General features: G+C 57.1%; 21 protein-coding genes and 1 other RNA gene. 13 read left to right on the top strand and 9 right to left on the bottom strand.

Annotated elements, in window-relative coordinates:
* The first annotated feature begins 141 nt into the window (after positions 1 to 141).
* Positions 142 to 2,514, top strand: a complete 2,373-nt coding sequence (locus ACW14G_RS00900) for a glycoside hydrolase family 3 N-terminal domain-containing protein (RefSeq protein ID WP_249023203.1) — start codon at positions 142 to 144, stop codon at positions 2,512 to 2,514.
* Positions 2,515 to 2,559: 45 nt separating this feature from the next.
* Here the strand turns inward: ACW14G_RS00900 and rprA are convergent.
* Together rprA and ydiK are read right to left on the bottom strand one after the other, a co-directional pair.
* Positions 2,560 to 2,659: antisense sRNA RprA (gene rprA, locus ACW14G_RS00895), an RNA gene on the bottom strand.
* A gap of 175 nt (positions 2,660 to 2,834) precedes the next feature.
* A complete protein-coding gene (gene ydiK, locus ACW14G_RS00890; protein ID WP_249023204.1) occupies positions 2,835 to 3,956 on the bottom strand; it encodes an AI-2E family transporter YdiK in 1,122 nt (373 codons plus the stop codon).
* Positions 3,957 to 4,201: 245 nt separating this feature from the next.
* Here ydiK and ydiJ point away from each other — a divergent pair, with 245 nt between their 5' ends.
* The gene (ydiJ, locus tag ACW14G_RS00885) at positions 4,202 to 7,258 is read left to right on the top strand and encodes a D-2-hydroxyglutarate dehydrogenase YdiJ (protein ID WP_249023205.1); all 3,057 of its coding nucleotides are present in this window, start codon (positions 4,202 to 4,204) and stop codon (positions 7,256 to 7,258) included.
* Positions 7,255 to 7,665 carry a 1,4-dihydroxy-2-naphthoyl-CoA hydrolase gene (gene menI, locus ACW14G_RS00880; RefSeq protein WP_163446494.1) on the top strand — a complete coding sequence of 137 codons (411 nt, stop codon included), beginning with the start codon at positions 7,255 to 7,257 and terminating at the stop codon, positions 7,663 to 7,665. The genes ydiJ and menI overlap by 4 nt, the downstream gene beginning before the upstream one ends.
* Positions 7,666 to 7,707: 42 nt before the next feature.
* On the opposite strand, the gene ACW14G_RS00875 is transcribed toward menI, so the two are convergent.
* From ACW14G_RS00875 to ACW14G_RS00865, 3 genes are all read right to left on the bottom strand, one after another.
* On the bottom strand, positions 7,708 to 8,001 hold the full coding sequence (locus ACW14G_RS00875) for a putative quinol monooxygenase (protein WP_163446493.1): 294 nt from the start codon (positions 7,999 to 8,001) through the stop codon (positions 7,708 to 7,710).
* A 1-nt stretch (position 8,002) separates the two neighbouring features.
* A complete protein-coding gene (locus ACW14G_RS00870; RefSeq protein ID WP_249023206.1) occupies positions 8,003 to 9,010 on the bottom strand; it encodes a zinc-binding alcohol dehydrogenase family protein in 1,008 nt (335 codons plus the stop codon).
* A 109-nt stretch (positions 9,011 to 9,119) separates the two neighbouring features.
* Positions 9,120 to 9,932 (bottom strand): DNA-binding transcriptional regulator, encoded by an 813-nt coding sequence (locus ACW14G_RS00865; protein WP_249023207.1) that lies wholly within the window; start codon positions 9,930 to 9,932, stop codon positions 9,120 to 9,122.
* A 188-nt stretch (positions 9,933 to 10,120) separates the two neighbouring features.
* Between ACW14G_RS00865 and ACW14G_RS00860 the strand changes: the two genes are divergently transcribed.
* The 9 genes from ACW14G_RS00860 (at position 10,121) to ACW14G_RS00820 (ending at position 19,096) form a co-directional block, all read left to right on the top strand.
* A complete protein-coding gene (locus ACW14G_RS00860) occupies positions 10,121 to 11,785 on the top strand; it encodes a bifunctional 3-(3-hydroxy-phenyl)propionate/3-hydroxycinnamic acid hydroxylase (protein WP_249023208.1) in 1,665 nt (554 codons plus the stop codon).
* Position 11,786: 1 nt separating this feature from the next.
* Positions 11,787 to 12,731, top strand: a complete 945-nt coding sequence (mhpB, locus tag ACW14G_RS00855) for a 2,3-dihydroxyphenylpropionate/2,3-dihydroxicinnamic acid 1,2-dioxygenase (RefSeq protein WP_163446489.1) — start codon at positions 11,787 to 11,789, stop codon at positions 12,729 to 12,731.
* Between the two features lie 17 nt (positions 12,732 to 12,748).
* Positions 12,749 to 13,615 carry a 2-hydroxy-6-oxonona-2,4-dienedioate hydrolase gene (gene mhpC, locus ACW14G_RS00850; protein WP_064545153.1) on the top strand — a complete coding sequence of 289 codons (867 nt, stop codon included), beginning with the start codon at positions 12,749 to 12,751 and terminating at the stop codon, positions 13,613 to 13,615.
* Between the two features lie 9 nt (positions 13,616 to 13,624).
* Positions 13,625 to 14,428, top strand: coding sequence for a 2-keto-4-pentenoate hydratase (gene mhpD / locus ACW14G_RS00845; protein WP_249023209.1), 804 nt, complete (start codon positions 13,625 to 13,627; stop codon positions 14,426 to 14,428).
* Entirely contained in the window at positions 14,425 to 15,375 is a 951-nt protein-coding gene (gene mhpF, locus ACW14G_RS00840) for an acetaldehyde dehydrogenase (protein ID WP_223802699.1), read from the top strand. Before mhpD ends, mhpF begins: the two co-directional genes overlap by 4 nt.
* On the top strand, positions 15,372 to 16,391 hold the full coding sequence (gene mhpE / locus ACW14G_RS00835; protein WP_249023210.1) for a 4-hydroxy-2-oxovalerate aldolase: 1,020 nt from the start codon (positions 15,372 to 15,374) through the stop codon (positions 16,389 to 16,391). The genes mhpF and mhpE overlap by 4 nt, the downstream gene beginning before the upstream one ends.
* 106 nt (positions 16,392 to 16,497) lie before the next feature.
* Positions 16,498 to 17,715 (top strand): 3-(3-hydroxy-phenyl)propionate transporter MhpT, encoded by a 1,218-nt coding sequence (gene mhpT, locus ACW14G_RS00830; protein ID WP_249023211.1) that lies wholly within the window; start codon positions 16,498 to 16,500, stop codon positions 17,713 to 17,715.
* Positions 17,716 to 17,810: 95 nt separating this feature from the next.
* Complete coding sequence (locus tag ACW14G_RS00825; RefSeq protein ID WP_163446483.1) at positions 17,811 to 18,677, top strand: aldo/keto reductase family oxidoreductase; 867 nt, start codon at positions 17,811 to 17,813, stop codon at positions 18,675 to 18,677.
* An 8-nt stretch (positions 18,678 to 18,685) separates the two neighbouring features.
* A complete protein-coding gene (locus tag ACW14G_RS00820) occupies positions 18,686 to 19,096 on the top strand; it encodes a GFA family protein (protein ID WP_249023212.1) in 411 nt (136 codons plus the stop codon).
* Between the two features lie 71 nt (positions 19,097 to 19,167).
* Here ACW14G_RS00820 and azoR read toward each other — a convergent pair whose 3' ends face one another.
* On the bottom strand, positions 19,168 to 19,770 hold the full coding sequence (gene azoR, locus ACW14G_RS00815; RefSeq protein ID WP_064545170.1) for an FMN-dependent NADH-azoreductase: 603 nt from the start codon (positions 19,768 to 19,770) through the stop codon (positions 19,168 to 19,170).
* Between the two features lie 200 nt (positions 19,771 to 19,970).
* Between azoR and hrpA the strand changes: the two genes are divergently transcribed.
* The gene (hrpA, locus tag ACW14G_RS00810) at positions 19,971 to 23,873 is read left to right on the top strand and encodes an ATP-dependent RNA helicase HrpA (protein ID WP_167575740.1); all 3,903 of its coding nucleotides are present in this window, start codon (positions 19,971 to 19,973) and stop codon (positions 23,871 to 23,873) included.
* A gap of 90 nt (positions 23,874 to 23,963) precedes the next feature.
* On the opposite strand, the gene ACW14G_RS00805 is transcribed toward hrpA, so the two are convergent.
* The 3 genes from ACW14G_RS00805 to ACW14G_RS00795 all read right to left on the bottom strand — a co-directional run bounded on the left by ACW14G_RS00805 (position 23,964) and on the right by ACW14G_RS00795 (position 26,408).
* Positions 23,964 to 24,071 carry a type I toxin-antitoxin system toxin Ldr family protein gene (locus ACW14G_RS00805; protein ID WP_163446480.1) on the bottom strand — a complete coding sequence of 36 codons (108 nt, stop codon included), beginning with the start codon at positions 24,069 to 24,071 and terminating at the stop codon, positions 23,964 to 23,966.
* A 271-nt stretch (positions 24,072 to 24,342) separates the two neighbouring features.
* Positions 24,343 to 25,644: a penicillin binding protein PBP4B gene (gene pbp4b, locus ACW14G_RS00800; protein ID WP_419058018.1), complete on the bottom strand. Its 1,302-nt coding sequence runs from the start codon at positions 25,642 to 25,644 to the stop codon at positions 24,343 to 24,345.
* A 104-nt stretch (positions 25,645 to 25,748) separates the two neighbouring features.
* The gene (locus ACW14G_RS00795) at positions 25,749 to 26,408 is read right to left on the bottom strand and encodes an O-methyltransferase (protein ID WP_163446479.1); all 660 of its coding nucleotides are present in this window, start codon (positions 26,406 to 26,408) and stop codon (positions 25,749 to 25,751) included.
* Positions 26,409 to 26,420 lie beyond the last annotated feature (12 nt).

Genomic DNA, 26,420 nt, shown 5'->3' with positions numbered 1-26,420 from the left:
TCCGCAAAGAAAACCAAATATCGTAAATCTTCAGGCAATTTCAACAATTGTTCCCCATCCGTCACTTCTGAATACTGCTACCTGGACCACAAGCTTAGCGGAATATTTTCGGCTATTTATCAGCGAATCAGGAGAATGGCTATGACCCCGATTTACAAAGATCCTCAACGTCCCATTAAGGAACGCGTCGCCGACTTACTGGCGCGAATGACGCCTGAAGAGAAATACGCCCAGATGCATGCCTGGTGGCTGGTGCTGTCGGAAGATGGCAACCATCGTGAGCGTACCGACATGAGCGATGAGTTTGCGGGCGTCAGTGAGCAAACTTCCCTGAGTGAACGTTTAAAGATGGGCGTCGGGCAGATCACCCGCCCGCTGGGTACCCATATTGTCGACGCCAAAACCGGCGTGCGCGCGGCTAACCGCCTGCAAAAAATGATGATGGAAGAAACGCGTCTGGGGATTCCCGCACTGTTCCATGAAGAATGTCTGGTGGGGCTCCTGTGCAAGGATGCAACGCTGTTTCCTTCGTCGCTAAACTATGGTTCCACCTGGGATCCTGAACTGGTGAAACGCGCGGCCCGCCAAATAGGGGAAGAGGCTCGCTCCACGGGCTGTAAGCAAGGGCTGGCGCCGGTACTGGACGTTTCACGCGATGTGCGCTGGGGGCGCACGGAAGAGACATTTGGCGAGGACCCGTGGCTGGTGGGCGTGATGGCCTGCGCCTATGTTGAAGGCCTGCAGGGCGAGAAACGCGACGTGCTGGCGACGCTGAAGCACTATGTCGGCCACTCTTTCAGCGAAGGAGCGCGTAACCACGCGCCGGTGCATCTCGGCTTTCGTGAACTGAATGACACCTTCCTGCTGCCGTTTGAGATGGCGGTGAAACGTGCGCACGCCGGTTCGGTGATGCCGGCCTATCACGACATTGATAACCAACCCGGCCACAGCGACAGCTTCCTGTTGACCACCATATTGCGTGAACGCTGGGGCTTTGACGGCATTGTGGTGGCCGATTACGGCGGCGTCAGCCTGCTGCATCAGCACCATGGCGTGGCGCAGGATGCGGCGGAATCGGCGGCGCTGGCGTTTAACGCTGGGCTGGACGTTGAGCTGCCGAAGGATGACTGTGCGCGTCACCTGGCAGAGGCGGTTGCGCGTGGGCTAATCACCCCGGAAAAAATCGACGAAATCGTCTCGCGTACCTTAACGGAAAAATTCCGTCTTGGTCTGTTTGAGCATCCTTACGTTGATGAAAACGCTATCTCGTTACAGTCCGACGCAACGCGACAGGTGGCCAGAGAGGTGGCTACCCGATCCATCACGTTGCTGGAGAATCGCAATGCGCTGCCAATCGCCGGAAATTCACGCGTTGCGGTCGTTGGCCCAACCGCGGACGACCCGCTGGCACTGCTTAGCGGCTATAGCTTCCCGGTGCATTTGATTATCAGCGATATGGTCGACAATACCTCGCAGGTCACCACGCCGCTGACGGCGCTGCGTGACTATCTTGGCGACAGCCATGTACGTTATGCCAAAGGCTGTCACATCATCGAGCAGAGAATGGCCGGTGCGCCGGTTTTCCCCGGCGACAGCTCCGGCAAACCGATGCAGTCCTCCCCGGTGTCACAGGATCTCAGCCTGATTCCCGACGCGGTGCGTGCTGCGCAGGACAGCGATGTGATCGTCGCCTGTGTCGGCGATCTGGCGGGTCTGTTCCAGAGTGGGACGGTAGGGGAAGGGTCGGATACCGATAGCCTGAATCTGCCAGGCGTTCAGCAACAACTGCTACAGGCGCTGGTGGATACCGGCAAGCCGGTGGTGGTGGTGATGACCGGCGGACGCCCATATAACCTGCAAGGGCTGGAGAAAAAAGTGGCGGCGCTAATGCTGGCCTGGGCACCGGGGCAGGAAGGCGGTTGGGCGATTGCTGATGTGCTTACCGGCCGCGCTGAACCTCAGGGGCGTCTGGTGGTGAGCGTACCGAAAAGCGCGGGCGCGATGCCGTTTTACTACAACCACAAGTTGAAGAGCGGCGGTACGCCGTTTGCGTTCCATTTTGGCGCGCTGTATCCATTTGGCTACGGCAAAGGCTGGGGGGATTTCCACTACGGTGAGCCGCAGTTAACGCAGTCAGAAGTGTCTATCGACGGTGACATCACGCTACGTGTGACGGTGAAAAACCACGGTGAACGCAGCGGCAGTGAAGTCGTTCAGGTCTATGTCCGCGATAAGGTCGCCTCAATGGTTCGCCCACTTCAGGAACTGAAAGCGTTCCAGCGCGTTACGCTTGCGCCGGGTGAACAGGCGACGCTCATCTTCACGCTGCCGGTCGATATGCTCAACTTCACCAGCTACGAAGGCCAACGCATTGTTGAGCCCGGCGAGTTTGAACTGCAGGTGGGGAGTTCTTCGGCGGACATTCATGGCCGCGCGACGGCGAGGGTAACCGGTGAGACCCGCGTTCTGCCTTTCAACTGGCAAATGATGAGCCGCTGCGAAGTGGGACGTTAATCGCGAACCCGGGTGTGATGCATCCGGGGATTGCTGTGCAACAGGCAAAAAAAAGGCCCATCGTGGGAGATGGGCAAAGACTACACACAGCAATTCGTTGTTTCACTCAGGGGATATATAAATCAAGGGGTTGATCTATTGCCTTGGTCCTTATAGTAGGCATGGCCGATTTTTGCGTCGATCGGATTCGTCTCAATAGTTAAATAAATGTGAATGATTTCCGCGGTATGTCGCAGAGAGAGGGCGCTACAGGAGCAAAAAAGAGGAAATAAATCAGCGGTACTTAAGTAAAAGGCGGGTTTCCCCGCCATTTATCTATCTTATTGTTTCGGATAGTTATCTTTTTCCAGCTCGTTGAGTTCTTCCAGCACGTCGTCCGGGTCGGTCGATGGCGGTGGCACTTCGTGTAGCCAGGCATCAAACAGACGCCAGGAGACAGCCAGTAACACCGGGCCGATAAACAGGCCAATCATGCCGAAGGCGACCAGACCACCGATAACGCCGGAGAGAATCAGAATCATCGGCAGGTCAGCGCCCATACGAATCAGCATCGGGCGAATCACGTTATCCATCGTGCCCACCACGCAGCTCCACACCAGCAGCACCGTGCCCCAGGTGGTATCTCCGGTCCAGTACAGCCAAATAATGCTCGGGACTAAAACAATCAATGGTCCCAGTTGCACCAGGCAGGAGAAGATCATCACCACCGTCAGCAGCGTGGCGTAGGGTACGCCGGAAATACCAAGGCCAATCCCGCCCAGTACCGCCTGGACCAGCGCGGTGACTACCACGCCGAGCGCCACGGCGCGGATGGCCTGTCCCGCCAGCAGCACCGCCGCGTCGCCGCGCTTGGCGGCAAGGCGCGTAGCGAAGTAGCGCATCCCGAAGGCGACTTTCTCCCCCTGCCAGTACAGCAGGGCGCTAAACAGCAGCATCAGCGCGCTGTGCATCAGGAAACGGCCGACGTGCGCCGCCTGGCCGACAAACCAGGTGGTTGTGGTGCCGATGTAAGGGCGAACTTTCGCCATCAGCGCGCTGCCCCCCATGTCCAGCAGACTATGCCAGCCGATGTAGAGCTTCGCGCCAATAAACGGAATACTGTTTAACCAGGCCAGGTCCGGCGGTGTCAAATTGCCGCTGGTGATGGCATGCACCAACGGGGTACTGCCGTCAACCAGGCTGTTGACCAACAGAGAGATGGGAATAACAAACAGTAAAAAGAGCAAAAGCGTCATCACCAGTACGGCGAGCGAACGGCGACCGAAAAGCAGGCGCTGGAACCAGAGCAGCACAGGCCAGGTGGCAATCACGATAGTCGCCGCCCAGGCGAAGCCCAGAATAAACGGCTGAACAATCCATAAACAGGCGATGATCATCAACGCTAAAAACAGCACCGATAGCAGTATTTGTGGAATATCACGAGGCCGAGGGATCGTGTTCATAAATGAGTTTTACCTTCTGTTGCTCGTCAGAGCGCTGACGCAGCGTAAATCGTTCATTGATAATAATATCAATAAATTCCCGGCGCTGATTCTGCGACAAAAACTCCCGGGCGTATAAGAAAAAAATGTGATAAAACGATAACGGCACGACGCAAACGATTAATTATCTATCCACAGTGTGCCGCCTGAGCGCAAACCGGCGGACCCTGTGCGTACAACACAACATTCAGAAAGGGTCAAACGTAATGATCCCACAGATTTCTCAGGCACCTGGCGTAGTTCAGCTGGTGTTGAATTATTTGCAGGCACTGGAGCAACAAGGCTTTACCGGCGATACCGCCACCCGCTATGCCGACAGGCTAACGATGGCGACCGATAACAGTATCTACCAGCTTCTTCCCGATGCGGTAGTGTTCCCGCGCTCCACGGCGGATGTCGCGCTGCTGGCTCGTCTGGCGGCAGAAGAACGCTTTCAATCCCTGGTTTTCACCCCGCGCGGTGGCGGCACTGGCACCAACGGCCAGGCGCTGAATCAGGGCATTATTATCGACATGTCCCGTTATATGAACCGCATCATTGAAATCAACCCTGAAGAGGGCTGGGTGCGCGTGGAAGCGGGCGTGATTAAGGATCAGCTTAACCAGTACCTGAAACCCTACGGTTATTTCTTCTCCCCGGAGCTGTCGACCAGCAACCGCGCGACGCTGGGCGGGATGATCAATACCGATGCCTCCGGACAGGGGTCGCTGGTGTACGGCAAAACCTCCGACCACGTGCTGGGCGTGCGCGCCGTGCTGTTGGGAGGCGATATTCTCGATACGCAGCCGGTGCCGGTCGCGCTGGCCGAGACGTTAGCCAAAGAGCAGTCGGCAGCGGGGCGTATTTACCGCACCGTCTTTGAACGCTGTCGCGACAACCGTCAGCTGATCCTCGACAAATTCCCGAAACTGAACCGCTTTCTCACCGGTTATGACCTGCGCCACGTTTTTAACGATGAGATGACTGAGTTTGACCTGACCCGTATTCTCACCGGTTCGGAAGGCACGCTGGCGTTCATTACCGAAGCGCGGCTCGATATTACGCCGCTGCCGAAGGTTCGTCGGTTGGTCAATATTAAGTATGACTCCTTTGACTCCGCGCTGCGCAATGCGCCCTTTATGGTGGAAGCGCGCGCCCTGTCGGTTGAAACCGTCGATTCGAAGGTCTTGAACCTGGCGCGGGAAGATATCGTCTGGCATTCGGTGAGTGAGCTGATTACTGACGTTCCCGATAAAGAGATGCTCGGGCTCAATATCGTTGAGTTCTCTGGCGACGATGAAGCGTTGATTGAAGGCCAGGTCAGCGCGCTGTGTGCACGTCTGGATGAACTGATTGCACACAATGAAGGTGGGCTGATTGGCTGGCAGCGTTGTAACGAGCTGGACGGCATCGAGCGTATTTACGCTATGCGTAAAAAAGCGGTAGGCCTGCTGGGTAACGCCAAAGGGGCGGCTAAGCCGATCCCGTTTGCTGAAGACACCTGCGTGCCGCCAGAGCATCTCGCCGACTATATTGTGGAATTCCGCGCGCTACTCGATAGCCATGGCCTGAGCTACGGTATGTTTGGCCACGTCGACGCGGGCGTGCTGCACGTCCGTCCGGCGCTGGATATGTGCGACCCGCAGCAGGAAGTGCTGATGAAGCAGATTTCCGACGAAGTGGTGGCGCTGACGGCTAAATATGGCGGTCTGCTGTGGGGCGAGCACGGAAAAGGTTTCCGTGCGGAATACAGCCCGGCTTTCTTCGGCGAGCAGTTGTACGCTGAGCTGCGCAAAGTGAAGGCGGCCTTTGACCCTGAAAACCGCCTTAACCCTGGCAAAATTTGTCCGCCGGAAGGCGTAGATGCCCCGATGATGAAGGTGGATGCGGTGAAACGCGGCACCTACGACCGACAAATCCCGGTGACCGTGCGTTCATCCTGGCGCGGCGCGATGGAGTGTAACGGCAACGGCCTGTGCTTCAACTTCGATGCCAAAAGCCCGATGTGCCCGTCGATGAAAATCACCAATAACCGCATGCACTCGCCGAAAGGCCGCGCCACGCTGGTGCGCGAGTGGTTGCGTCTGCTGGCGGATCGCGGCGTTGACCCGTTGTTACTGGAAAGAGAGCTGCCGGAGAAACGCGCCAGCCTGCGTTCGTTGGTTGAGCGCACGCGCAACAGCTGGCACGCGCGTAAGGGCGAATATGACTTCTCTCATGAGGTGAAAGAGGCGATGTCAGGCTGTCTTGCCTGTAAAGCCTGCTCAACTCAGTGTCCGATTAAAATCGACGTGCCGGAGTTCCGTTCACGTTTCCTTCAGCTTTATCACACCCGTTATCTACGCCCGGTGCGCGATCATCTGGTGGCAACGGTCGAAAGCTATGCTCCGCTGATGGCCCGCGCGCCGAAGACCTTTAACTTCTTTATGAGCCAACCGCTGGTGCGCAAGCTGTCGGAAAAACACATCGGCATGGTCGATTTACCGCTGCTTTCCGCGCCATCGTTGCAAAAACAGATGGTTACCCATCGCTCGGCCAACATGACGCTCGAACAGCTGGAAACGTTGACGCCGGAACAAAAAGCGCAAACCGTGCTGGTGGTGCAGGATCCGTTCACCAGCTACTACGACGCGCAGGTGGTGGCCGATTTTGTTCGCCTGATTGATAAACTCGGCTATCAGCCGGTGCTGCTACCGTTCTCTCCGAACGGTAAGGCGCAGCATATTAAGGGCTTCGTCACTCGCTTTACCAAAACCGCGCAGAAAACGGCGGATTATCTGAACCGTGTTGCGGCGCTCGGGATGCCGATGGTGGGCGTCGACCCGGCGTTGGTGCTGTGTTATCGCGACGAGTACAAGCAGGTGCTGGGCGACCAGCGCGGCGACTTCAACGTTATGCTGGTGCACGAATGGCTGCCGCAGGCGGTGGAGCAACGTGAAAGCGTGTCGCCATCGGGTGAGTCCTGGTATCTGTTTGGTCACTGTACCGAAGTGACCGCGCTGCCGACGGCGCCGAAGCAGTGGGCGACAATCTTCGCCCGCTTTGGCGCGACGCTGGAAAACGTCAGCGTGGGCTGCTGTGGTATGGCGGGAACCTACGGCCACGAGGTGAAGAACCACGCTAATTCGCTGGGGATCTACGAATTGTCGTGGCAGCAGGCGATGCAGCGCCTTCCGCGCAATCGCTGCCTGGCAACAGGTTACTCGTGCCGCAGTCAGGTTAAGCGCGTTGAGGGTAACGGCGTGCGCCATCCATTACAGGCTTTACTGGAGATTATCGGATGATCTGGAGACGGCAAACCACGCTTGAGGCGCTTAACGCCATGGGCGAAGGTAATATGGTGGGGCTGCTGGATATTCAGTTTACGCACCTGGGGGACGATGCGCTGGAAGCGACGATGCCGGTGGATAGCCGCACGCATCAACCGTTTGGCCTGCTGCACGGCGGCGCATCTGTCGTGCTGGCCGAAACGTTGGGCTCTGTTGCCGGGTACCTGTGTACTGAAGGCGAGCAGCGTGTGGTCGGGCTGGAGGTTAACGCTAACCATATTCGTTCTGTCCGCAGCGGGCGAGTACGGGGAGTGTGTAAAGCACTGCATGCCGGGCGTCGCCATCAGGTCTGGCAAATTGAGATCTTTGACGAGCAGGGGCAGCTCTGCTGCTCCTCGCGGTTGACGACCGCCGTAGTGTAAGACGATGCACTCTCTTCTTCAGAAGAGAGTGCATATTCATCGTTAGTCAGCCTCAATCGGCGTTAAGTAATCCAGCCGTAGCGGTTCCGCCAACAGGCTCTCCATCTGCCCAATAAAAGCCTGAAAGTGCGGCAACGCAATATGTTCCTCCAGCGCCGCCTCATCTCGCCACGATTCCCGCATGTAAAACGTCTCTGGTTCATCACGCAGTTGAAAGAGCGTATAGTCGAGATTGCCGGGCTCCTGACGTGTGGGCAGCAACAGCGCTTTCAGCGCGTCGCGCAAGGATTCCGTTTTACCAGGGCGCGCTTTCAGCACCGCAATAATGGAAATCATCTTAAAACCCCTCCAGCACAATTTTCCCGACCGCACGACCGGTTTCCAGCTGTGCGTGCGCTTTTTGCAGATTTTCGGCGGTGATCGCGCCGTAATGCTCGCCGAGCGTGGTTTTAATCACCTGGTTATCAATTAACGTCGCCACTTCAGACAGCAATTGATGCTGGGCAATCATGTCGCGGGTTTCAAACATGGAACGAGTAAACATAAACTCCCAATGCAGCGAAATGCTTTTCAGCTTCAAGGGCACCACATCAAGGCTTTGCGGATCGTCAATCAGCGCCAGTTTGCCCTGCGGGGCCAGCGCGGCGATCAGTGATAAATAATGCGCCTCGGTATTGTTCAGGCTGGCAACGTGGGTCACTTCTTTGACGCCAATACGCGCCAGCTCTTCGCTTAGCGGTTTGCTGTGATCAATCACGTGATGCGCACCGGCTTCGCGAACCCACTGCTGGCTTGCCGGACGTGAGGCCGTACCGATGACGGTCATTTTGGTCAGCTTGCTGGCTAGCTGGGTCAGAATGGAACCCACACCGCCTGCCGCGCCGACGATCAGCAGCGTATCGCCTTCGTTACCGTCGCGTGTTACGCCCAATCGGTCGAACAGCAGCTCCCATGCGGTGATGGCGGTCAGCGGTAGCGCGGCGGCAGACGCGTTATCCAGCGAGCGTGGTTTTAACGCGACAATACGCTCATCAACTAACTGGAATTCGCTGTTGCTGCCGGGGCGGCCTAACGCGCCGGCGTACCAGACTTCATCGCCAGGGGCAAAAAGGGTGACGTCATTACCCACGGCTTTTACCACGCCAACGGCGTCCCAGCCCAGCACACGCGGTGTGTCGGCAGAGAAACCGGCACGCACTTTGGTGTCGACGGGGTTAACGGAAATCGCCTTGATTTCTACCAATAAGTCATGTCCCTGAGCCTGCGGGACGGGGAGGGTAATTTCGTTGATATACGCAATGTTGCTGCCGTTGGTGGCTGCGCGGGTAATCGCAAATGCTTTCATGATGTCTCCGGGTATGGACTGGCAATACCCGGATAGTAGAAACAACGGCTGATAAGAAAAACCCGGCTGCGGCGATAACACTTATACGTTAACTGCGAAAATCCCGCGTTTAACGGTGCTCATAAAAAATTTCTTCCTCTTCCATTCGCTCCTCAATCTGCCGGGTAACGCGCAGCAGAGCGGCCAGATGTTTTTCCGCCGCCTGTTCAATCGTCATCGCTTTGGCGATATACACCAGGTTCAGGCAGCCAATCACGCGCTCCTGGCTACGGACCGGTACGGCGATAGAGGCGATTTTCTGCTCCAGTTGCCAGCCCTGGAAGTTTGAACCGTAGCCGTTTTTGCGCGTCTTCTCGAGAATCGCGTGCAGTTTATCCGGCTCACGGGCCAACTGGTATTCCTCTTCCGGCCTCGCTGCCAGCATCTCAATAATGGGCTGACGCTCGTGTTCCGGCGAAAAGGCTAGCCAGGTCAAGCCGGAAGCGGTCAGCAGCAACGGCAGACGGCGACCCACCATCGAACGGTGAAAGGAAAGGCGGCTAAAACGGTGGGTTGTTTCACGTACCACCATGGCGTCGACGTCCAGCGTGGTTAAATCGGTCGGCCAAATGACCTCGCGCAATAATTCTCCAAGTAACGGTGTCGCAAGTGCAGAAATCCAATGTTCGTCACGAAATCCCTCACTTAACTGCCGCACTTTCATCGTCAAACGGAAACTATCATCTGACAAACTGCGTCGCACATACCCCTCTTCCTGGAGGGTCTCCAGCAGCCTTCTGACGGTGGTACGGTGCAGGCCGCTAAACTCCGCCAACGTCGCGGTTGACGCGCCTCCGTCGAATTTATTTAACAAATTCAGCAACAATAAACCCCGCGTTAAACCCCGCACGGTTTTGTAATCGGTCGCATCGTTATTCTTCATATTTCCTGACATTTTTATATCTAAAACAACGTTGTGCACCTGGTGCACATCCTGGTCTGTTTTGATTGTAGCCTAAATTCCCGGACATATACTGCGCTCATTATAAAAATATTTTTACATCAAATTAACAAGCGCGCTTGTGTTGTAACACAACAAACGCGCCTGGTCCGAGTCGTGAGGTATTGAAAATGACAACATCCAATCCGGATATCCAACCCGCCGTTCAACATCAGGTTCAGGTGGCTATTGCTGGCGCCGGCCCGGTGGGGCTGATGATGGCCAATTACCTGGGGCAGATGGGCGTTGAGGTGCTGGTGGTCGAGAAGCTGGATAAATTGATCGACTACCCGCGAGCCATCGGTATTGATGACGAAGCGCTGCGCACCATGCAGTCCGTCGGGCTGGTGGATAAAGTGCTGCCGCACACCACGCCGTGGCACGCTATGCGCTTTCTGACACCGAAAGGCCGCTGCTTTGCTGACATTCAGCCGATGACCGACGAGTTTGGCTGGTCGCGCCGCAATGCCTTTATTCAACCGCAGGTGGATGAGGTGATGTACCAGGGGCTGCGCCGTTTTCCAAACGTCCGCTGTCTGTTCTCTCGCGAGTTGGAAGCGTTTAGTCAAAACGGTGACACTGTCACGATCAATCTTAAAGGGCCGGATGGCGAACGTGAAACCGTGCAGGCGAACTGGCTGGTGGCCTGCGACGGCGGCGCGAGTTTTATCCGCCGCACGTTAAACGTGCCGTTTGAAGGGAAAACCGCACCAAACCAGTGGATCGTTATCGACATCGCTAATGACCCGCTGGCGACGCCGCATATCTATCTGTGCTGCGACCCGGTTCGCCCCTATGTTTCGGCGGCGCTGCCGCACGGCGTACGTCGCTTTGAATTTATGGTGATGCCGGGCGAAACCGAAGCGCAGCTGAGCGAACCGGCAAACATGCGCCGCTTACTCAGTCAGGTGCTGCCGGACCCGGATAACGTAGAGCTGATCCGCCAGCGCGTCTACACCCACAACGCGCGCATCGCCGAACGCTTCCGTGTTGATCGCGTCCTGCTGGCCGGTGACGCAGCCCACATCATGCCGGTGTGGCAGGGGCAGGGTTACAACAGCGGCATGCGCGATGCCTTTAACCTGGCGTGGAAACTGGCGATGGTGGTGAACGGCAAAGCGGGTGATTCGCTGCTCGATAGCTATCAACAAGAGCGTCGTGACCACGCCAAAGCGATGATCGATCTCTCCGTAACCGCCGGTAACGTCCTGGCTCCGGCGAAACGCTGGCATGGCACCGTACGCGACGGTATCTCCTGGCTGCTGAACTACATTCCGCCGGTGAAACGTTACTTCCTCGAAATGCGCTTTAAGCCGATGCCACAGTACCGTGAAGGCGCGCTGTTGCTGGAAGGTGATGCGAAAGCGTCTCCGGTCGGCAAGATGTTTATCCAACCGAAAGTGACCCGCGAAAACGGCGATGTCGTGCTGCTGGATGATGTGATTGGCGCGAAGTTCGCGGTGATCGCCTGGGGCTGCAACCCATTGTGGGGGATGAGCGAGAGTCAGATTGCGCAATGGCGTGCGCTGGGAACCTGTTTTATCCAGGTGGTGCCGGACGTCCAGATTCGTACCCCGCAGGACAATTTTGACGGCGTGATTCGCCTTGGCGATACCCAGAACCGCCTGAAAACCTGGTTTGCCGCGCAGAATGCTTCGCTGGTGGTGGTGCGTCCGGACCGTTTCGTCGCCGCGCTGGCTATCCCGCAAACCCTCAATAAAACCCTTGACCAGCTCGCTCACGTGATGGCGCTGACGAGCGTGGAATCGGCTCTTAATGAAGAAAAGGTGGCCTGAGATGAATACCTATCTCCACTGTCTCTCCCACACGCCGCTGGTGGGCTATGTCGACCCGGCACAGGACGTGCTGGATGAAGTGGACGGCGTGATTGCCGCCGCCAGCGCGCGTATTGCGGCGTTTGACCCCGAACTGGTGGTGTTGTTCGCTCCGGATCACTACAACGGCTTTTTCTATGACGTCATGCCCCCGTTCTGTTTAGGCGTAGGCGCCACCTCGATTGGCGATTTTTCCACCGCCGCGGGCGTGCTGCCGGTCCCGACGGAGCTGGCGGAAGCCTGTGCCCATTCGGTGATGAAAAGCGGCATCGATCTCGCCGTCTCCTACTGCATGCAGGTCGATCACGGGTTTGCTCAGCCGCTGGAGCTGCTGCTCGGCGGGCTGGACAAGGTGCCGGTGCTGCCGGTGTTTATCAACGGTGTCGCCACGCCGCTGCCGGGCTTCCAGCGCACGCGCATGCTCGGTGAAGCGATGGGCCGTTTTCTCTCAACGCTCAATAAAAGGGTGCTGATTTTAGGCTCCGGCGGCCTGTCGCATCAGCCGCCGGTCCCTGAACTGGCAAAAGTCGACGCCCATATGCGCGACCGCCTGCTGGGCAGCGGCAAGCAACTGCCGCCGGATGAGCGCGAACTGCGTCAGCGCCGCGTGATTGAAGCTGCCGAACGCTTTGTGGAAGACCAGAAAACCCTGCATCCGCTGAACCCGATTTGGGACAACCAGTTTATGACGCTGCTGGAGCAGGGCCGCCTGGCGGAACTGGACGCCATCAGCAATGAAGAACTTTCCGCGATCGCCGGCAAATCGACCCATGAAGTGAAAACCTGGGCCGCCGCGTTCGCCACGCTTTCCGCGATGGGCAGCTACCGCACGGAAGGCCGTTACTATCGCCCGATCCCTGAATGGATCGCCGGATTTGGCTCGTTAAGCGCCACCACAACGAATTGATTAAGCAGGAGAATATGATGAGCTATCAACCTCAAACCGAAGCCGCAACCAGCCGTTTCCTCAACGTTGAAGAAGCCGGACAGACGCTGCGCATTCACTATAACGACTGCGGTCAGGGCGATGAAACGGTCGTACTGCTGCACGGTTCAGGCCCGGGCGCCACAGGCTGGGCCAACTTTAGCCGCAACATTGACCCGTTAGTTGAAGCGGGCTACCGCGTGATCCTGCTGGACTGCCCGGGCTGGGGCAAAAGCGATTCGATCGTCAATACCGGCTCTCGCTCTGACCTGAATGCGCGCATTCTGAAAAGCGTGGTCGATCAGTTAGATATCCAGAAAGTTCACCTGCTGGGGAACTCAATGGGCGGTCACAGCGCTGTGGCGTTCACCCTGACCTGGCCTGAGCGTGTAGGCAAACTGGTACTGATGGGCGGCGGCACCGGCGGCATGAGCCTGTTCACCCCGATGCCGACGGAAGGTATCAAGCTGCTGAACGGGCTGTACCGTGAGCCGACCATCGAAAACCTCAAGAAAATGATGAGTATTTTCGTCTATGACACCAGCGACCTGACGGAGGCGCTGTTTGAAGCGCGCCTGAACAATATGCTGTCGCGCCGCGATCACCTGGAAAACTTTATCAAGAGCCTGGAAGCCAACCCGAAACAGTTCCCGGATTTCGGCCCGCGTCTGGGGGAAATTAAGGCCCAGACCCTGGTGGTATGGGGACGTAACGATCGTTTCGTGCCGATGGACGCGGGCCTGCGCCTGCTTTCCGGCATCAACGGTTCCGAACTGCACGTTTACCGCGACTGCGGGCATTGGGCGCAGTGGGAGCATGCGGAAGCCTTCAACCAGCTGGTGCTGAACTTCCTCGCGCGTCAATAAGGAGCCGCTATGTCTACAAATTCTCTGGCCTCGCTGGCTTCCGCATTGCGTGAAGCCGAGCAGACGGGTGTGGCTGTTGAGCCGCTGCGTGAGGTGATTGGTATTGATAACGCGGAAGCGGCGTACGCCATTCAGCGTCTTAACGTCGAGCACGCGGTGGCGCAAGGGCGTCGTATCGTCGGGCGTAAGGTGGGGTTAACCCATCCGAAAGTGCAGCAGCAGTTGGGCGTTGACCAGCCGGACTTCGGTACGCTGTTTGCCGATATGTGTTACGGCGATAACGAAACCATTCCCTTTGGTCGCGTTCTACAGCCAAAAATTGAAGCGGAAATCGCGCTGGTGTTAAAGCGCGATCTGCCGCATGCCGACACCACGTTTGATGAGTTGTACAACGCCATCGAATGGGTGGTTCCGGCCCTGGAAGTGGTGGGCAGCCGCGTGCGTGACTGGTCAATCAAATTCGTGGATACCGTGGCGGATAACGCTTCCTGCGGCGTGTATGTGGTTGGCGGCCCGGCGCAGCGTCCGGCCGCGCTGGATCTCAAAAACTGCGCGATGACCATGACGCGTAACAATGAACAAGTTTCCAGCGGTCGCGGGAGCGAATGCTTAGGTCATCCGCTCAACGCCGCCGTCTGGCTGGCGCGCAAAATGGCCAGCCTGGGCGAGCCGTTACGTTCGGGTGACATCGTGCTCACCGGCGCGCTGGGGCCGATGGTGGCGATAAAGCCGGGCGATCGTTTCGAGGCGGTAATCGAGGGCATTGGCTCGGTATCCGCGACGTTTTCAGAGCAAGAAGGAAGTCAGTCATGAGCAAATGTAAAGTCGCCATCATCGGTTCCGGCAATATCGGCACCGACCTGATGATCAAAATCCTGCGCCACGGCAAGCATCTGGAAATGTCGGTGATGGTTGGGATCGACCCGAACTCCGATGGTCTGGCCCGCGCCGCGCGAATGGGCGTCGCCACGACCCACGAAGGGGTGAGCGGCTTAATGGCGATGGATGAGTTTGCCGACATCGACATCGTCTTCGACGCCACCAGCGCCGGCGCGCATGTCAAAAACGACGCTGCGTTGCGCAAGGCGAAACCGGGGATTCGCCTGATTGACCTGACGCCAGCAGCCATCGGACCTTACTGCGTGCCGGTGGTCAACCTCGATAAAAATCTGTCGCAGGGCAACGTCAACATGGTGACCTGCGGCGGACAGGCGACCATCCCGATGGTGGCCGCCGTTTCACGCGTGGCGAAGGTGCACTACGCGGAAATTATCGCCTCGATCTCCAGTAAATCGGCCGGGCCGGGAACGCGCGCTAACATCGACGAATTCACCGAAACGACCTCGCAGGCGATTGAGGTGGTCGGCGGCGCGGCGAAAGGCAAAGCCATCATCATTCTCAACCCGGCCGAGCCGCCGGTCATGATGCGCGACACCGTCTATGTGCTGAGCGAAGCGGCTTCACAGGCGGAGATTGAGGCGTCGATTGAAGAGATGGCGGCGGCGGTGCAGGCCTATGTGCCGGGCTATCGACTGAAACAAAAAGTCCAGTTTGAAGTGATTCCACAGGATAAACCGGTCAACATTCCGGGCGTTGGGCAGTTCTCCGGGCTGAAAACCGCTGTCTATCTGGAAGTCGAAGGGGCGGCGCACTATCTGCCGGCCTACGCCGGTAACCTCGACATCATGACCTCTGCGGCAATGTCGACCGCAGAAAAAATGGCCGAAACGCTGGTGAAAGTGGCAGGAGAAGTCGCATGAACGGTAAAAAACTCTATATCTCGGATGTGACCTTACGCGACGGCATGCACGCGATTCGTCATCAGTATTCGCTCGATAACATGCGCCAGATTGCTAAAGCGCTGGACGACGCGCGCGTTGACTCGATTGAAGTGGCCCACGGCGATGGTCTGCAAGGCTCAAGCTTTAACTATGGCTTCGGCGCGCACAGCGACATCGAGTGGATTGCCGCCGCCGCGGAAGTGGTGCAGCACGCCAAAATCGCCACGCTGCTGATTCCGGGCATCGGGACGTTGCACGATCTGAAAAATGCGTACCAGGCCGGGGCGCGTGTCGTGCGTGTGGCGACGCACTGTACGGAAGCGGACGTTTCCGCACAGCACATTGCGTACGCCCGTGAGCTGGGTATGGACACCGTGGGTTTCCTGATGATGAGCCATATGACAACGCCGGAAAACCTGGCAAAACAGGCGAAGCTGATGGAAAGCTACGGCGCGACCTGCATCTACGTGGTGGATTCCGGCGGCGCGATGAACATGAACGACATCCGCGATCGCTTCCGCGCGCTGAAAGAGGTATTGAAGCCGGAAACCCAGACCGGTATGCACGCGCATCACAACCTGAGCCTCGGCGTCGCTAACTCGCTGGTGGCGGTAGAAGAGGGCTGCGACCGCATCGACGCCAGCCTGGCGGGGATGGGCGCGGGGGCAGGTAACGCACCGCTGGAGGTATTTATCGCCGCGGCCGATAAGCAGGGCTGGGAGCACGGTACCGACCTGTATGCATTGATGGCCGCGGCGGACGATCTGGTGCGTCCATTGCAGGACCGTCCGGTGCGCGTCGATCGCGAGACGTTAGCGCTGGGTTATGCCGGTGTTTACTCCAGCTTCCTGCGTCACAGCGAAGTGGCTGCCGCACGTTACGGCCTGAGCGCGGTAGATATTCTGGTCGAACTGGGCAAACGCCGGATGGTGGGCGGTCAGGAAGATATGATCGTCGACGTGGCGCTGGATCTGAAAGCGAAAGCGCAAGCCTGATAACGATCCGGTCGGCAATGTATCGACCGGACGCATGGCAAAGAAAAAAACGCGGCTGGCAATGTACCAGCCGTCTTTACACCTGCACTCTACAGAAGGTAGCACTATGTCGAATATTACCCATGTCTCCTCACCGCCGAACACCGCTCGCCTGATGCAAACCGTCGGGCTTTGCTTTTTGGTCGCCCTGATGGAAGGGCTGGATTTACAGGCCGCGGGCATTGCCGCTGTGGGCATCGCTCAGGCGTTTTCACTCGATAAAATGCAAATGGGCTGGATCTTCAGCGCCGGGATCCTCGGCTTGCTACCGGGCGCATTGTTCGGTGGCATGCTCGCCGACAGGCATGGGCGCAAGAAGGTGCTGTTGGGGTCCGTTGTGCTGTTTGGTCTGTTTTCCATCGTCACCGCGCTGGCGTGGGATTTTCACTCGCTGGTCTTTGCCCGCTTTATGACCGGGGCCGGTTTAGGCGCCGCTCTGCCTAACCTTATTGCGCTCACTTCGGAAGCCGCAGGCCCGCGTTTTCGCGGCACGGCGGTGAGCCTGATGTACTGCGGCGTGCCGATTGGCGCGGCATTAGCGGCGGCGATGGGCTTTAGCGGCCTGACGCAGGCGTGGCAAACGATCTTCTGGGTCGGCGGCGTGGTGCCGCTGTTACTGGTTCCGCTGCTGATGCTCCGTCTGCCGGAGTCACAGGCGTTCAGCAGCCAGCAGCAGGAGGCGCCCGCACCGCTGCGGGCAATTTTCGCTTCCGGAACCGCTTCTTCGACGCTGCTGTTGTGGTTGTGCTACTTCTTCACGCTGTTGGTGGTTTACATGCTGATCAACTGGCTGCCGATGCTGCTGGTCGATCAGGGTTTTAGCCGTTCTCAGGCGGCCGGAGTCATGTTCGCCCTGCAAATCGGCGCGGCGCTCGGTACGCTGATGCTGGGGGCGTTGATGGATAAACTCAGCCCCATCAAAATGTCGCTGCTGATCTACTGTGGCATGCTGGCATCGCTGATTTATCTTGGTGCGGCCAGCTCGTTCGGCATGATGCTGGCCGCAGGCTTCGTGGCCGGGATGTTCGCCACCGGCGGGCAGAGCGTGCTTTATGCGCTGGCGCCGCTGTTCTACCGCACCGAAATCCGCGCCACCGGCGTTGGCACCGCGGTGGCAGTAGGGCGCTTGGGGGCGATGAGCGGCCCGCTGCTGGCGGGAAAAATGCTGGCGCTGGGCACCGGGACCGTCGGCGTGATGGCAGCTTCGGCGCCTGGAATTGTGCTGGCGGGCGTAGCGGTGTTCTGGCTGATGAATCGTCACCAGCGTAGTGTGGCAGGACAATAAGCTTTTTTTGTCGTTATGGCATAAAAAGCACAGTTACTAACGGGAAAGCGTTTCTATACTGTCTGTCACTTTCATGATGCTACAGGCAGGACGTTATGACTCAGTACGGTACGTTTTCCCTTGGTTCTCAATTTGTTAATCGCCTCGGCTACGGGGCGATGCAGCTTGCCGGTCCCGGCGTTTTTGGCCCACCGAAAGACCGTCATGCGGCCATTTCCGTGCTGCGCGAAGCCCTCGAACTGGGGGTTAATCATATCGACACGAGCGATTTCTACGGCCCACACGTCACTAACCAGATCATTCGCGAAGCGCTGCATCCCTATGCTGACGACCTGACGATTGTCACCAAAATCGGCGCCCGCCGCGGCGATGACGCCTCCTGGCTACCGGCATTTTCCCCGGAAGAGCTCAAGCAGGCGGTCCATGACAACCTGCGTAATCTCGGGCTGGACGTGTTGGATGTGGTCAATATGCGCGTGATGATTGGCGATGGTCATGGGCCGGGCGAAGGCTCGATTGAAGCCAGCGTCAGCGTGCTGGCTGAGCTCCAGCAGCAGGGGCTGGTGAAGCATATCGGGCTGAGCAACGTGACGCCGACGCAGGTGGCGGAAGCGCGCAAGATTGCGCCGATTGTCTGCGTCCAGAACGAATACAACATTGCCCATCGCGGCGATGATGCGCTGATTGATGCGCTGGCGCGTGACGGTATCGCCTATGTGCCGTTCTTCCCGCTGGGCGGTTTTTCTCCGCTGCAATCCTCCACGTTGAATGAGGTTGCCCACTCGCTTGGCGCGACGCCTATGCAGGTTGCGCTGGCCTGGCTGTTGCACCGTTCGCCGAATATTCTGCTGATCCCCGGCACTTCGTCGGTGGCGCACTTGCGGGAAAATATGGCGGCTGCGGAGTTGACCTTGTCCGCTGAGACGCTGGCGACCCTTGACGGTATTGCCGCGAAAGGCTGACGGGAGGCGTGATGACTAACAAACTTTCCGCCCAGTGTCACTGTGGCGCAGTGGCGTTTACCGTTGAATTGAGCGATGGCTTCAACACTGTGCGTCGCTGTAACTGCTCGTACTGCCGGATGCGTGGGGCGGTTGCCGTTTCTGCGCCGCTGGCGGGAATCGAAATCCTACGGGGGAAGGATAAACTCACCGAGTATCGTTTTAATACCGGTGAGGCGGCGCACTTTTTCTGCTCGGTGTGCGGCATTTATACCTTCCATCAGCGGCGTTCGAATCCGCAGCAGTATGGCGTAAATGTGGCCTGTATTGAGGGTGTATCACCGTTTGATTTCGCCTGTGTGGAGGTTCATGACGGCGTTCACCACCCGAAAGATGGCGGCGGTGGTATTGCAGGCTACCTGCGTTACGAGAAAAAGTAACCGTAGCACGCTGTCGGGAAGGCAAAAAAAAGCCCTGCGCTTGTGCAGGGCTTTTGACTGTCAGACGGCGATTACGCCACGAGGCTGTCGATCGCTGCTTTGGCTTCAGCAGTCGCTTTGGTCGCCATTTCCGGGCCGTAAGCGATGCCTTCAGCAAAGACGACGTTCACGTCGGTGATGCCGATGAAGCCCAGGAACACGTTCAGGTACGGGGTTATCAGGTCGGTCGGGGTATCTTTATGGATGCCGCCGCGGCTGGTCAGAATGATCGCGCGTTTACCGGTCACCAGGCCTTCCGGGCCTTTCTCGGTGTAGCGGAAGGTGACGCCAGCGCGGGCAATCAGGTCGAAATAGTTTTTCAGCTGAGTCGGGATGTTAAAGTTGTACATCGGCGCGGCGATAACAATCACATCGTGGGCTTTCAGCTCGGCAATCAGTTCGTCAGAAAGATTCAGCGCTTCCTGCTGGCGCGGAGTCAGCGGGGAATCGCTCGGACGCAGCGCGCCGACCAGTTCACCATCCAGTACCGGAATCGGGTTGGCGGCCAGGTCACGTACGGTGATTTCATCTGCGGAGTGCTTTTCACGCCACTGTTCAACAAAATAGTCGGACAGCTGACCAGATTGAGAGTAGCCTGCCAGGATGCTGGATTTCAGAACTAATACTTTGCTCATTACGTGATTCCTTATATTTGATTGACGGGCTGTGCCCTGTTGCTTAGTGACACTCTATTCACAATCCTGCCACAGGGATAGCGCAATATATCGAATTCTATATTCAGTTTTTTTGAACAAAGCTCAGAATGCCCGAATGTGGTATGATAGAGCGATACTTGATAAGCGTTTTTCCAGGCACTGTACTGCCCAATAAGACTATGACAGAACAACAAAAAATAACCTTCGCTATGCTTAGTCAGCGCCTTGATGCGCTAACCTTGCGGGATAAACAGCGGTTTGCCCGTCGACTGCATGGCGTTAAGAAAGTTAAAAATCCTGATGCTCAACAGGCCATTTACCAGGAGATGGCGCAGGAAATTGAACAGGCTGCCGGTAAGGTTGTGCTGCGTGAAGCGTCACGCCCGGTCATTGACTACCCGGAAAATCTGCCTGTCAGCCAGAAAAAACAGGACATCCTCAACGCGGTCCGCGATAACCAGGTGGTGATTGTTGCCGGTGAGACCGGTTCGGGTAAAACCACTCAGCTACCGAAAATCTGTATGGAGCTGGGGCGCGGCATTAAAGGCCTGATTGGCCATACTCAGCCGCGTCGTCTGGCGGCGCGAACCGTCGCCAACCGTATTGCTGAAGAGCTGAAAACCGAACCCGGTGGCTGCATTGGTTATAAGGTGCGATTCAGCGATCACGTCAGCGATAACACGATGGTCAAACTGATGACCGACGGTATTCTGCTGGCTGAAATTCAGCAGGACCGCCTGCTGATGCAGTACGACACCATCATCATCGATGAAGCGCACGAACGCAGTCTGAACATCGATTTCCTGCTCGGTTATCTGAAAGAACTGCTGCCGCGTCGCCCTGACCTGAAAGTGATCATCACCTCGGCAACCATCGACCCGGAACGCTTCTCCCGGCACTTTAACAACGCGCCAATTATTGAAGTTTCTGGCCGCACTTATCCGGTCGAAGTGCGTTATCGCCCGATCGTGGAAGAGGCGGACGATACTGAACGTGATCAGCTACAGGCGATTTTTGACGCCGTGGATGAATTGGGGCAGGAGAGCCCGGGTGATATTCTGATCTTTATGAGCGGTGAGCGCGAAATCCGCGACACCGCCGATGCGCTGAGCAAACGCGATCTGCGCCATACCGAAATTTTGCCGCTGTACGCGCGGTTGTCGAACAGCGAACAGAACCGCGTCTTCCAGCCGCATAGCGGGCGACGTATCGTGCTGGCTACCAACGTGGCGGAAACCTCGCTGACCGTTCCGGGTATTAAATACGTGATAGACCCCGGTACTGCGCGTATCAGTCGCTATAGCTACCGTACGAAGGTACAACGGCTGCCGATTGAGCCAGTGTCGCAGGCTTCCGCTAACCAACGTAAAGGCCGCTGCGGGCGTGTTTCTGAAGGGATCTGTATTCGTCTCTATTCAGAAGACGACTTCTTGTCCCGCCCTGAGTTTACCGACCCGGAAATTCTGCGTACCAACCTGGCGTCCGTTATTTTGCAGATGACCGCGTTGGGTCTGGGCGATATCGCGGCGTTTCCGTTTGTCGAAGCGCCGGATAAACGCAATATTCAGGACGGCGTGCGTCTGCTGGAAGAGCTGAGCGCCATCACCACCGACGAACAGCAAACCGCTTATAAGCTGACGCCATTAGGCCGCCAGTTGAGTCAGTTGCCGGTCGACCCGCGTCTGGCGCGGATGGTGCTGGAAGCGCAGAAACACGGCTGCGTGCGTGAGGCGATGATCATCACCTCGGCGCTATCCATTCAGGATCCGCGCGAGCGCCCGATGGACAAACAGCAGGCTTCCGATGAAAAACATCGCCGCTTCCACGATAAAGAGTCTGATTTCCTGGCGTTCGTTAATCTGTGGAACTACCTCGGCGAGCAGCAGAAAGCGCTGTCGTCTAACCAGTTCCGCCGCCAGTGTAAGCTCGATTTCCTCAACTATCTGCGCGTGCGTGAGTGGCAGGATATCTACACCCAGCTGCGGCAGGTGGTGAAAGAGCTGGGCATTCCGGTCAATAGCGAGCCGGCAGCATACCGTGAAATTCACGTCGCGCTATTAACCGGCCTGTTGTCGCACATTGGTATGAAAGACGCGGATAAACAGGAGTTTACCGGCGCGCGTAACGCGCGTTTCTCCATCTTCCCTGGCTCAGGGTTATTTAAGAAGCCGCCAAAATGGACGATGGTTGCCGAGCTGGTGGAAACCAGTCGTCTGTGGGGGCGTATCGCTGCGCGCATCGACCCGGAATGGGTTGAGCCAGTCGCCCAGCATTTGATGAAGCGCTCCTATAGTGAACCGCACTGGGAGCGGGCGCAGGGCGCGGTGATGGCCACTGAAAAGGTCACCGTCTATGGCCTGCCGATCGTTGCCGCGCGTAAGGTCAACTACAGCCAGATTGACCCGGCGCTGTGCCGCGAGCTGTTTATTCGTCACGCGCTGGTGGAAGGCGACTGGCAAACCCGTCACGCTTTCTTCCGCGATAACCTGAAGCTGCGTAGCGAAATTGAAGAGCTGGAACATAAGTCACGTCGTCGCGACATTCTGGTCGATGATGAAACGATGTTTGAATTTTACGACCAGCGTATCAGCCATGAGGTGATTTCCGCGCGCCACTTTGACAAGTGGTGGAAACAGGCCAGCCGCGAAACGCCGGATCTGCTCAACTTTGAGAAGAGCATGCTGATCAAAGAAGGGGCGGAGCAGGTCAGCAAGCTGGACTACCCGAACTTCTGGCATCAGGGCAATCTCAAGCTGCGTCTGAGCTACCAGTTTGAACCCGGGGCAGATGCCGACGGCGTGACGGTGCATATTCCGCTGCCGCTGTTAAACCAGGTGGAAGAGGCCGGGTTTGAGTGGCAGATCCCAGGGCTGCGCCGCGAGCTGATTATCGCGCTGATTAAATCGCTACCGAAGCCGGTGCGCCGCAACTTTGTGCCTGCACCCAACTATGCCGAAGCGTTTTTAGGCCGCGTCACGCCGCTGGAGTTACCGCTGCTCGATTCGCTCGAGCGTGAGTTGCGACGGATGACAGGTGTGACGGTTGACCGCGACGCCTGGCAGTGGGATCAGGTGCCCGATCACCTGAAAATCACGTTCCGCGTGGTGGACGATAAAAACAAAAAACTTCAGGAAGGCCGCTCTTTGCAGGAGCTGAAGGACGGACTGAAGGGCAAAGTGCAGGAGACCCTCTCGGCGGTGGCTGACGATGGTATCGAGCAGAATGGACTGCATATCTGGAGTTTTGGCGACCTGCCGGACCGCTACGAACAAAAGCGTGGCAACTATAAGGTGAAAGCCTGGCCTGCGTTGGTGGACGAACGCGACAGTGTCGCCATCAAGCTGTTTGATAACGAGCTGGAGCAGCAGCAGGCGATGTGGCGTGGTCTGCGCCGTTTACTGCTGCTCAACATCCCGTCGCCGATCAAGTATCTGCACGAGAAGTTGCCGAACAAAGCCAAGCTGGGGCTGTATTTTAATCCTTACGGCAAAGTGCTGGATCTGATTGATGACTGCATCTCCTGCGGTGTCGATAAGCTGATCGACGAGGCTGGCGGCCCGGTGTGGACCGAAGCGGGCTTTAACGCGCTGCATGAGAAAGTGCGCGCCGACCTTAACGAGACGGTGGTCGAGATTGCTAAACAGGTTGAGCAAATCCTCACGGCGGTATTTAACGTCAACAAACGACTGAAAGGCCGCGTGGACATGACCATGGCGCTGGGGCTGTCGGATATTAAGGCGCAGATGAACGGTCTGGTTTATCGCGGTTTCGTCACCGGCAACGGGTTCCGTCGCCTGGGCGATACGCTGCGTTACCTGCAGGCAATTGAAAAACGGCTGGAGAAAATGGCCGTCGACCCGCATCGCGACCGTGCGCAGATGCTGAAGGTAGAGAGTGTTCAACAGTCATGGCAACAGTGGCTGAACAAGCTGCCGCCGTCACGGCGTGAGGATGACGATGTGAAGGAGATCCGCTGGATGATTGAAGAGCTGCGCGTCAGCTTCTTCGCGCAGCAGTTAGGGACGCCGTATCCGATTTCGGATAAGCGTATTTTGCAGGCGATGGAGCAGATTACGGCGTAAGTTGACGAAAAAGGCCGCAAGGTTTACCCCTGCGGCCTGGTTCGGGCGCATGTTGCCATTGTGGCGGATCATAACGCCCATCAGAATGCGTTACTTCCGGTTACGCCACCTGCTCACAATCACACTAACGAGAACGCCAGCGATGACAGGAGCGGCAAGATCGTGCCAGAAAATAACGCTAAACTGCATTAGCGTCATACAGCCGCCTGTGGTTGCAATGGCAACGGTTCGCGGCTATCCTTGAATTGTTGAGGTTCAAGATTAGCCCCCGTTATGTTGCCGGTTTACACCGAACAATGTGCGGGGGTTTTCTCTTTCCAGCAACAACGCCACCGGGGATCAAGCCCCCGCAACACTGCGCCTCACCGGATAATCCCGGCTTGCGGCGAATTCTACGTCGATGCGCGACGCAGATCATCCTGCCGTTCGTCAATCTGCGTAGCGTCTCGAATGCCTTTGCAAAGCCGCTTTACTGTTTCAATGCCCCATAGATCTGATCGACAATCCAGCCATAGGTGGCGATGGGCAGTTGCCCGCTGACGAACTGATTGGGGTTCGCTTTTGGGTTAGCCACCGGCGAGTGTGGGCGATTGCCGAGGATGACTATCGCCATATGATTAACCGGGTCGATAGCCGTCAGCGTACCGGTCCAGCCGGTATGGCCGTAAACCTGTTGGTTGCTTAAGCTGCCGAAAGTGGTGGTCATCGACGAATTGCCGTTTACCCTCCAGCCAAGGCCGAAGGTAGCATCCGATTTTGAACTGCGGGTGAAATCGCCTACCGTTTTTGCGTCAAATAGCTTCACCTTTCCGTAACCGCCGCCGTTGAGCATCACCTGCATCAACACTGCCATATCATGGGTATTCGAAAATAATCCTGCGTGGCCGGAGACGCCGCCCATCGCATACCAGGCCTTCTCATCATGCACTTCCCCCCAGATTGTCTGAGTGCGGATATGCGGAAAATGGATAACGCCGTCACGGGTGTTGCCGTTGAGCTCTGTGGCCGCTATCTGGCTACGGCTGAAGCCTTTTTGCAACGGATTGAACACCGTATGGGTTAACCCTAATGGACGGTAGAGAGTCTTCTCAACGTAGCTGTCCAGCGGCATACCCGTTACTGATTCGATGATAAAACCGAGGATCATATAATCAACGTCGCTATAGACATGCTTTGTGCCCGGCGCATACTGCAACGGCGTGCGCTTAATCATCTCCAGCGTAGTGACTTTATCCTGGGAGTAGAGTTTTCCGGCAACCTGTGGATTAGGGTATTGCGGGTCGGCGGGAAATCCTGCGGTGTGGTGCAGAATATCGCTGATGCGCAGCGTGTCCTTACCTTTAATCTTATCCTCTGGCCGGTCGGCAAAGCCGGGCAGGTAGGTGGCAACGCGGTCATCGATGCGGATTTTGCCTTCATAGACCAGTTTCTGCAGCGCAAAATTGGTGGCATACATTTTGGTATTCGAGGCGAGATCGTACAGCGTGGCGGTGGTGGCTCGTAGCGGTGAGGACATTAACGTGGAACCGTCGTACTTCTTCGCATCGCCAAATGCTTTTTGATAAACAATATGGTTGTCTTTAACGATCAGCAGATTGAGGCTGGGGTAACCCTGATTAATTTGATCCTGAATCCAGCTATCCAGCTTATCAAGCCGGGCGCGATCAAAGCCCACCGACTCCGGCGCAGCTTGGGTTAAAACGGGGTAATCGGCGGCAAAGCTGCTGGCGGAAAAGGCCAGCAGTGAAACCAGTAAAAAACGTCGTGTCATCATGCGTCCCTCATCATCGTTTGCCCGATGGTGCAACTCGCGACGCGCAAATACCAGTGCGAATCAGGAGGAATGCAGGAGGGATCGCATTGTCCGTCACCGCGTTACGCGTTCACCCATGCCAGCGTAAAACCATCCCAGCCTTTGATGCCCACGGTTTGTAGTGCCGTCGCCGTCAGGCGCGGGTCGTTACGCATCATCTCAATAAACCGGCGGACGCCCTGTACGCGCTCATCATCGCTGTCTGGATGGGTGACTTCGCCGTCGCGTACCACGTTATCACCGATAATCAGCGTACCCGGCCGTGAGTATTTCAGCGCCCATTGCAGGTAGTAGGGGTTATTCGGTTTATCGGCATCAATGAAAATCAGGTCGAACGGCGCGGCGTCCTCCAGCGTCGCTAATGTATCCAGCGCCGGGCCTTCACGCAGCGTAATGCGATCCTCCAGACCCGCCAGCGCGATATTTTCCCGCGCCACCCGCGCATGCAGCGGATCGGCCTCCAGGGTGATTAAACGCCCGCCAGGCGGCAGCTCGCGAGCCATCCAGATGGTGCTGTAAGCCCCAAGCGTGCCAATCTCAAGAATGGATTTCGCCCCCACCATACGGACAAACAGCGCCAGCAGCTGCCCCTGATTAGCGGCGACATCATGCGCGGGGAGACCCGCACGATGATTGTTTTCCAGCACCTGCGCCAATACGGCATCGGTGGGGACTAAATTTTCGATCAGATACTTATCAACCTCAGACCACTGCTTTTGCATTGTGACACCTTT

It is taken from the genome of Kluyvera sp. (genome assembly GCF_965301105.1).
This window is presented reverse-complemented; position numbering and strand designations above follow the sequence as displayed.

What these genes read in the sequence shown, in the direction of transcription:
- ACW14G_RS00900 (WP_249023203.1), top strand. Translation starts at nt 142, where the DNA reads ATGACCCCGATTTACAAAGATCCTCAACGTCCCATTAAGGAACGCGTC.
- ydiK (WP_249023204.1), bottom strand. Translation starts at nt 3,956, where the DNA reads ATGAACACGATCCCTCGGCCTCGTGATATTCCACAAATACTGCTATCG.
- ydiJ (WP_249023205.1), top strand. Translation starts at nt 4,202, where the DNA reads ATGATCCCACAGATTTCTCAGGCACCTGGCGTAGTTCAGCTGGTGTTG.
- menI (WP_163446494.1), top strand. Translation starts at nt 7,255, where the DNA reads ATGATCTGGAGACGGCAAACCACGCTTGAGGCGCTTAACGCCATGGGC.
- ACW14G_RS00875 (WP_163446493.1), bottom strand. Translation starts at nt 8,001, where the DNA reads ATGATTTCCATTATTGCGGTGCTGAAAGCGCGCCCTGGTAAAACGGAA.
- ACW14G_RS00870 (WP_249023206.1), bottom strand. Translation starts at nt 9,010, where the DNA reads ATGAAAGCATTTGCGATTACCCGCGCAGCCACCAACGGCAGCAACATT.
- ACW14G_RS00865 (WP_249023207.1), bottom strand. Translation starts at nt 9,932, where the DNA reads ATGAAGAATAACGATGCGACCGATTACAAAACCGTGCGGGGTTTAACG.
- ACW14G_RS00860 (WP_249023208.1), top strand. Translation starts at nt 10,121, where the DNA reads ATGACAACATCCAATCCGGATATCCAACCCGCCGTTCAACATCAGGTT.
- mhpB (WP_163446489.1), top strand. Translation starts at nt 11,787, where the DNA reads ATGAATACCTATCTCCACTGTCTCTCCCACACGCCGCTGGTGGGCTAT.
- mhpC (WP_064545153.1), top strand. Translation starts at nt 12,749, where the DNA reads ATGAGCTATCAACCTCAAACCGAAGCCGCAACCAGCCGTTTCCTCAAC.
- mhpD (WP_249023209.1), top strand. Translation starts at nt 13,625, where the DNA reads ATGTCTACAAATTCTCTGGCCTCGCTGGCTTCCGCATTGCGTGAAGCC.
- mhpF (WP_223802699.1), top strand. Translation starts at nt 14,425, where the DNA reads ATGAGCAAATGTAAAGTCGCCATCATCGGTTCCGGCAATATCGGCACC.
- mhpE (WP_249023210.1), top strand. Translation starts at nt 15,372, where the DNA reads ATGAACGGTAAAAAACTCTATATCTCGGATGTGACCTTACGCGACGGC.
- mhpT (WP_249023211.1), top strand. Translation starts at nt 16,498, where the DNA reads ATGTCGAATATTACCCATGTCTCCTCACCGCCGAACACCGCTCGCCTG.
- ACW14G_RS00825 (WP_163446483.1), top strand. Translation starts at nt 17,811, where the DNA reads ATGACTCAGTACGGTACGTTTTCCCTTGGTTCTCAATTTGTTAATCGC.
- azoR (WP_064545170.1), bottom strand. Translation starts at nt 19,770, where the DNA reads ATGAGCAAAGTATTAGTTCTGAAATCCAGCATCCTGGCAGGCTACTCT.
- hrpA (WP_167575740.1), top strand. Translation starts at nt 19,971, where the DNA reads ATGACAGAACAACAAAAAATAACCTTCGCTATGCTTAGTCAGCGCCTT.
- ACW14G_RS00805 (WP_163446480.1), bottom strand. Translation starts at nt 24,071, where the DNA reads ATGACGCTAATGCAGTTTAGCGTTATTTTCTGGCACGATCTTGCCGCT.
- pbp4b (WP_419058018.1), bottom strand. Translation starts at nt 25,644, where the DNA reads ATGACACGACGTTTTTTACTGGTTTCACTGCTGGCCTTTTCCGCCAGC.
- ACW14G_RS00795 (WP_163446479.1), bottom strand. Translation starts at nt 26,408, where the DNA reads ATGCAAAAGCAGTGGTCTGAGGTTGATAAGTATCTGATCGAAAATTTA.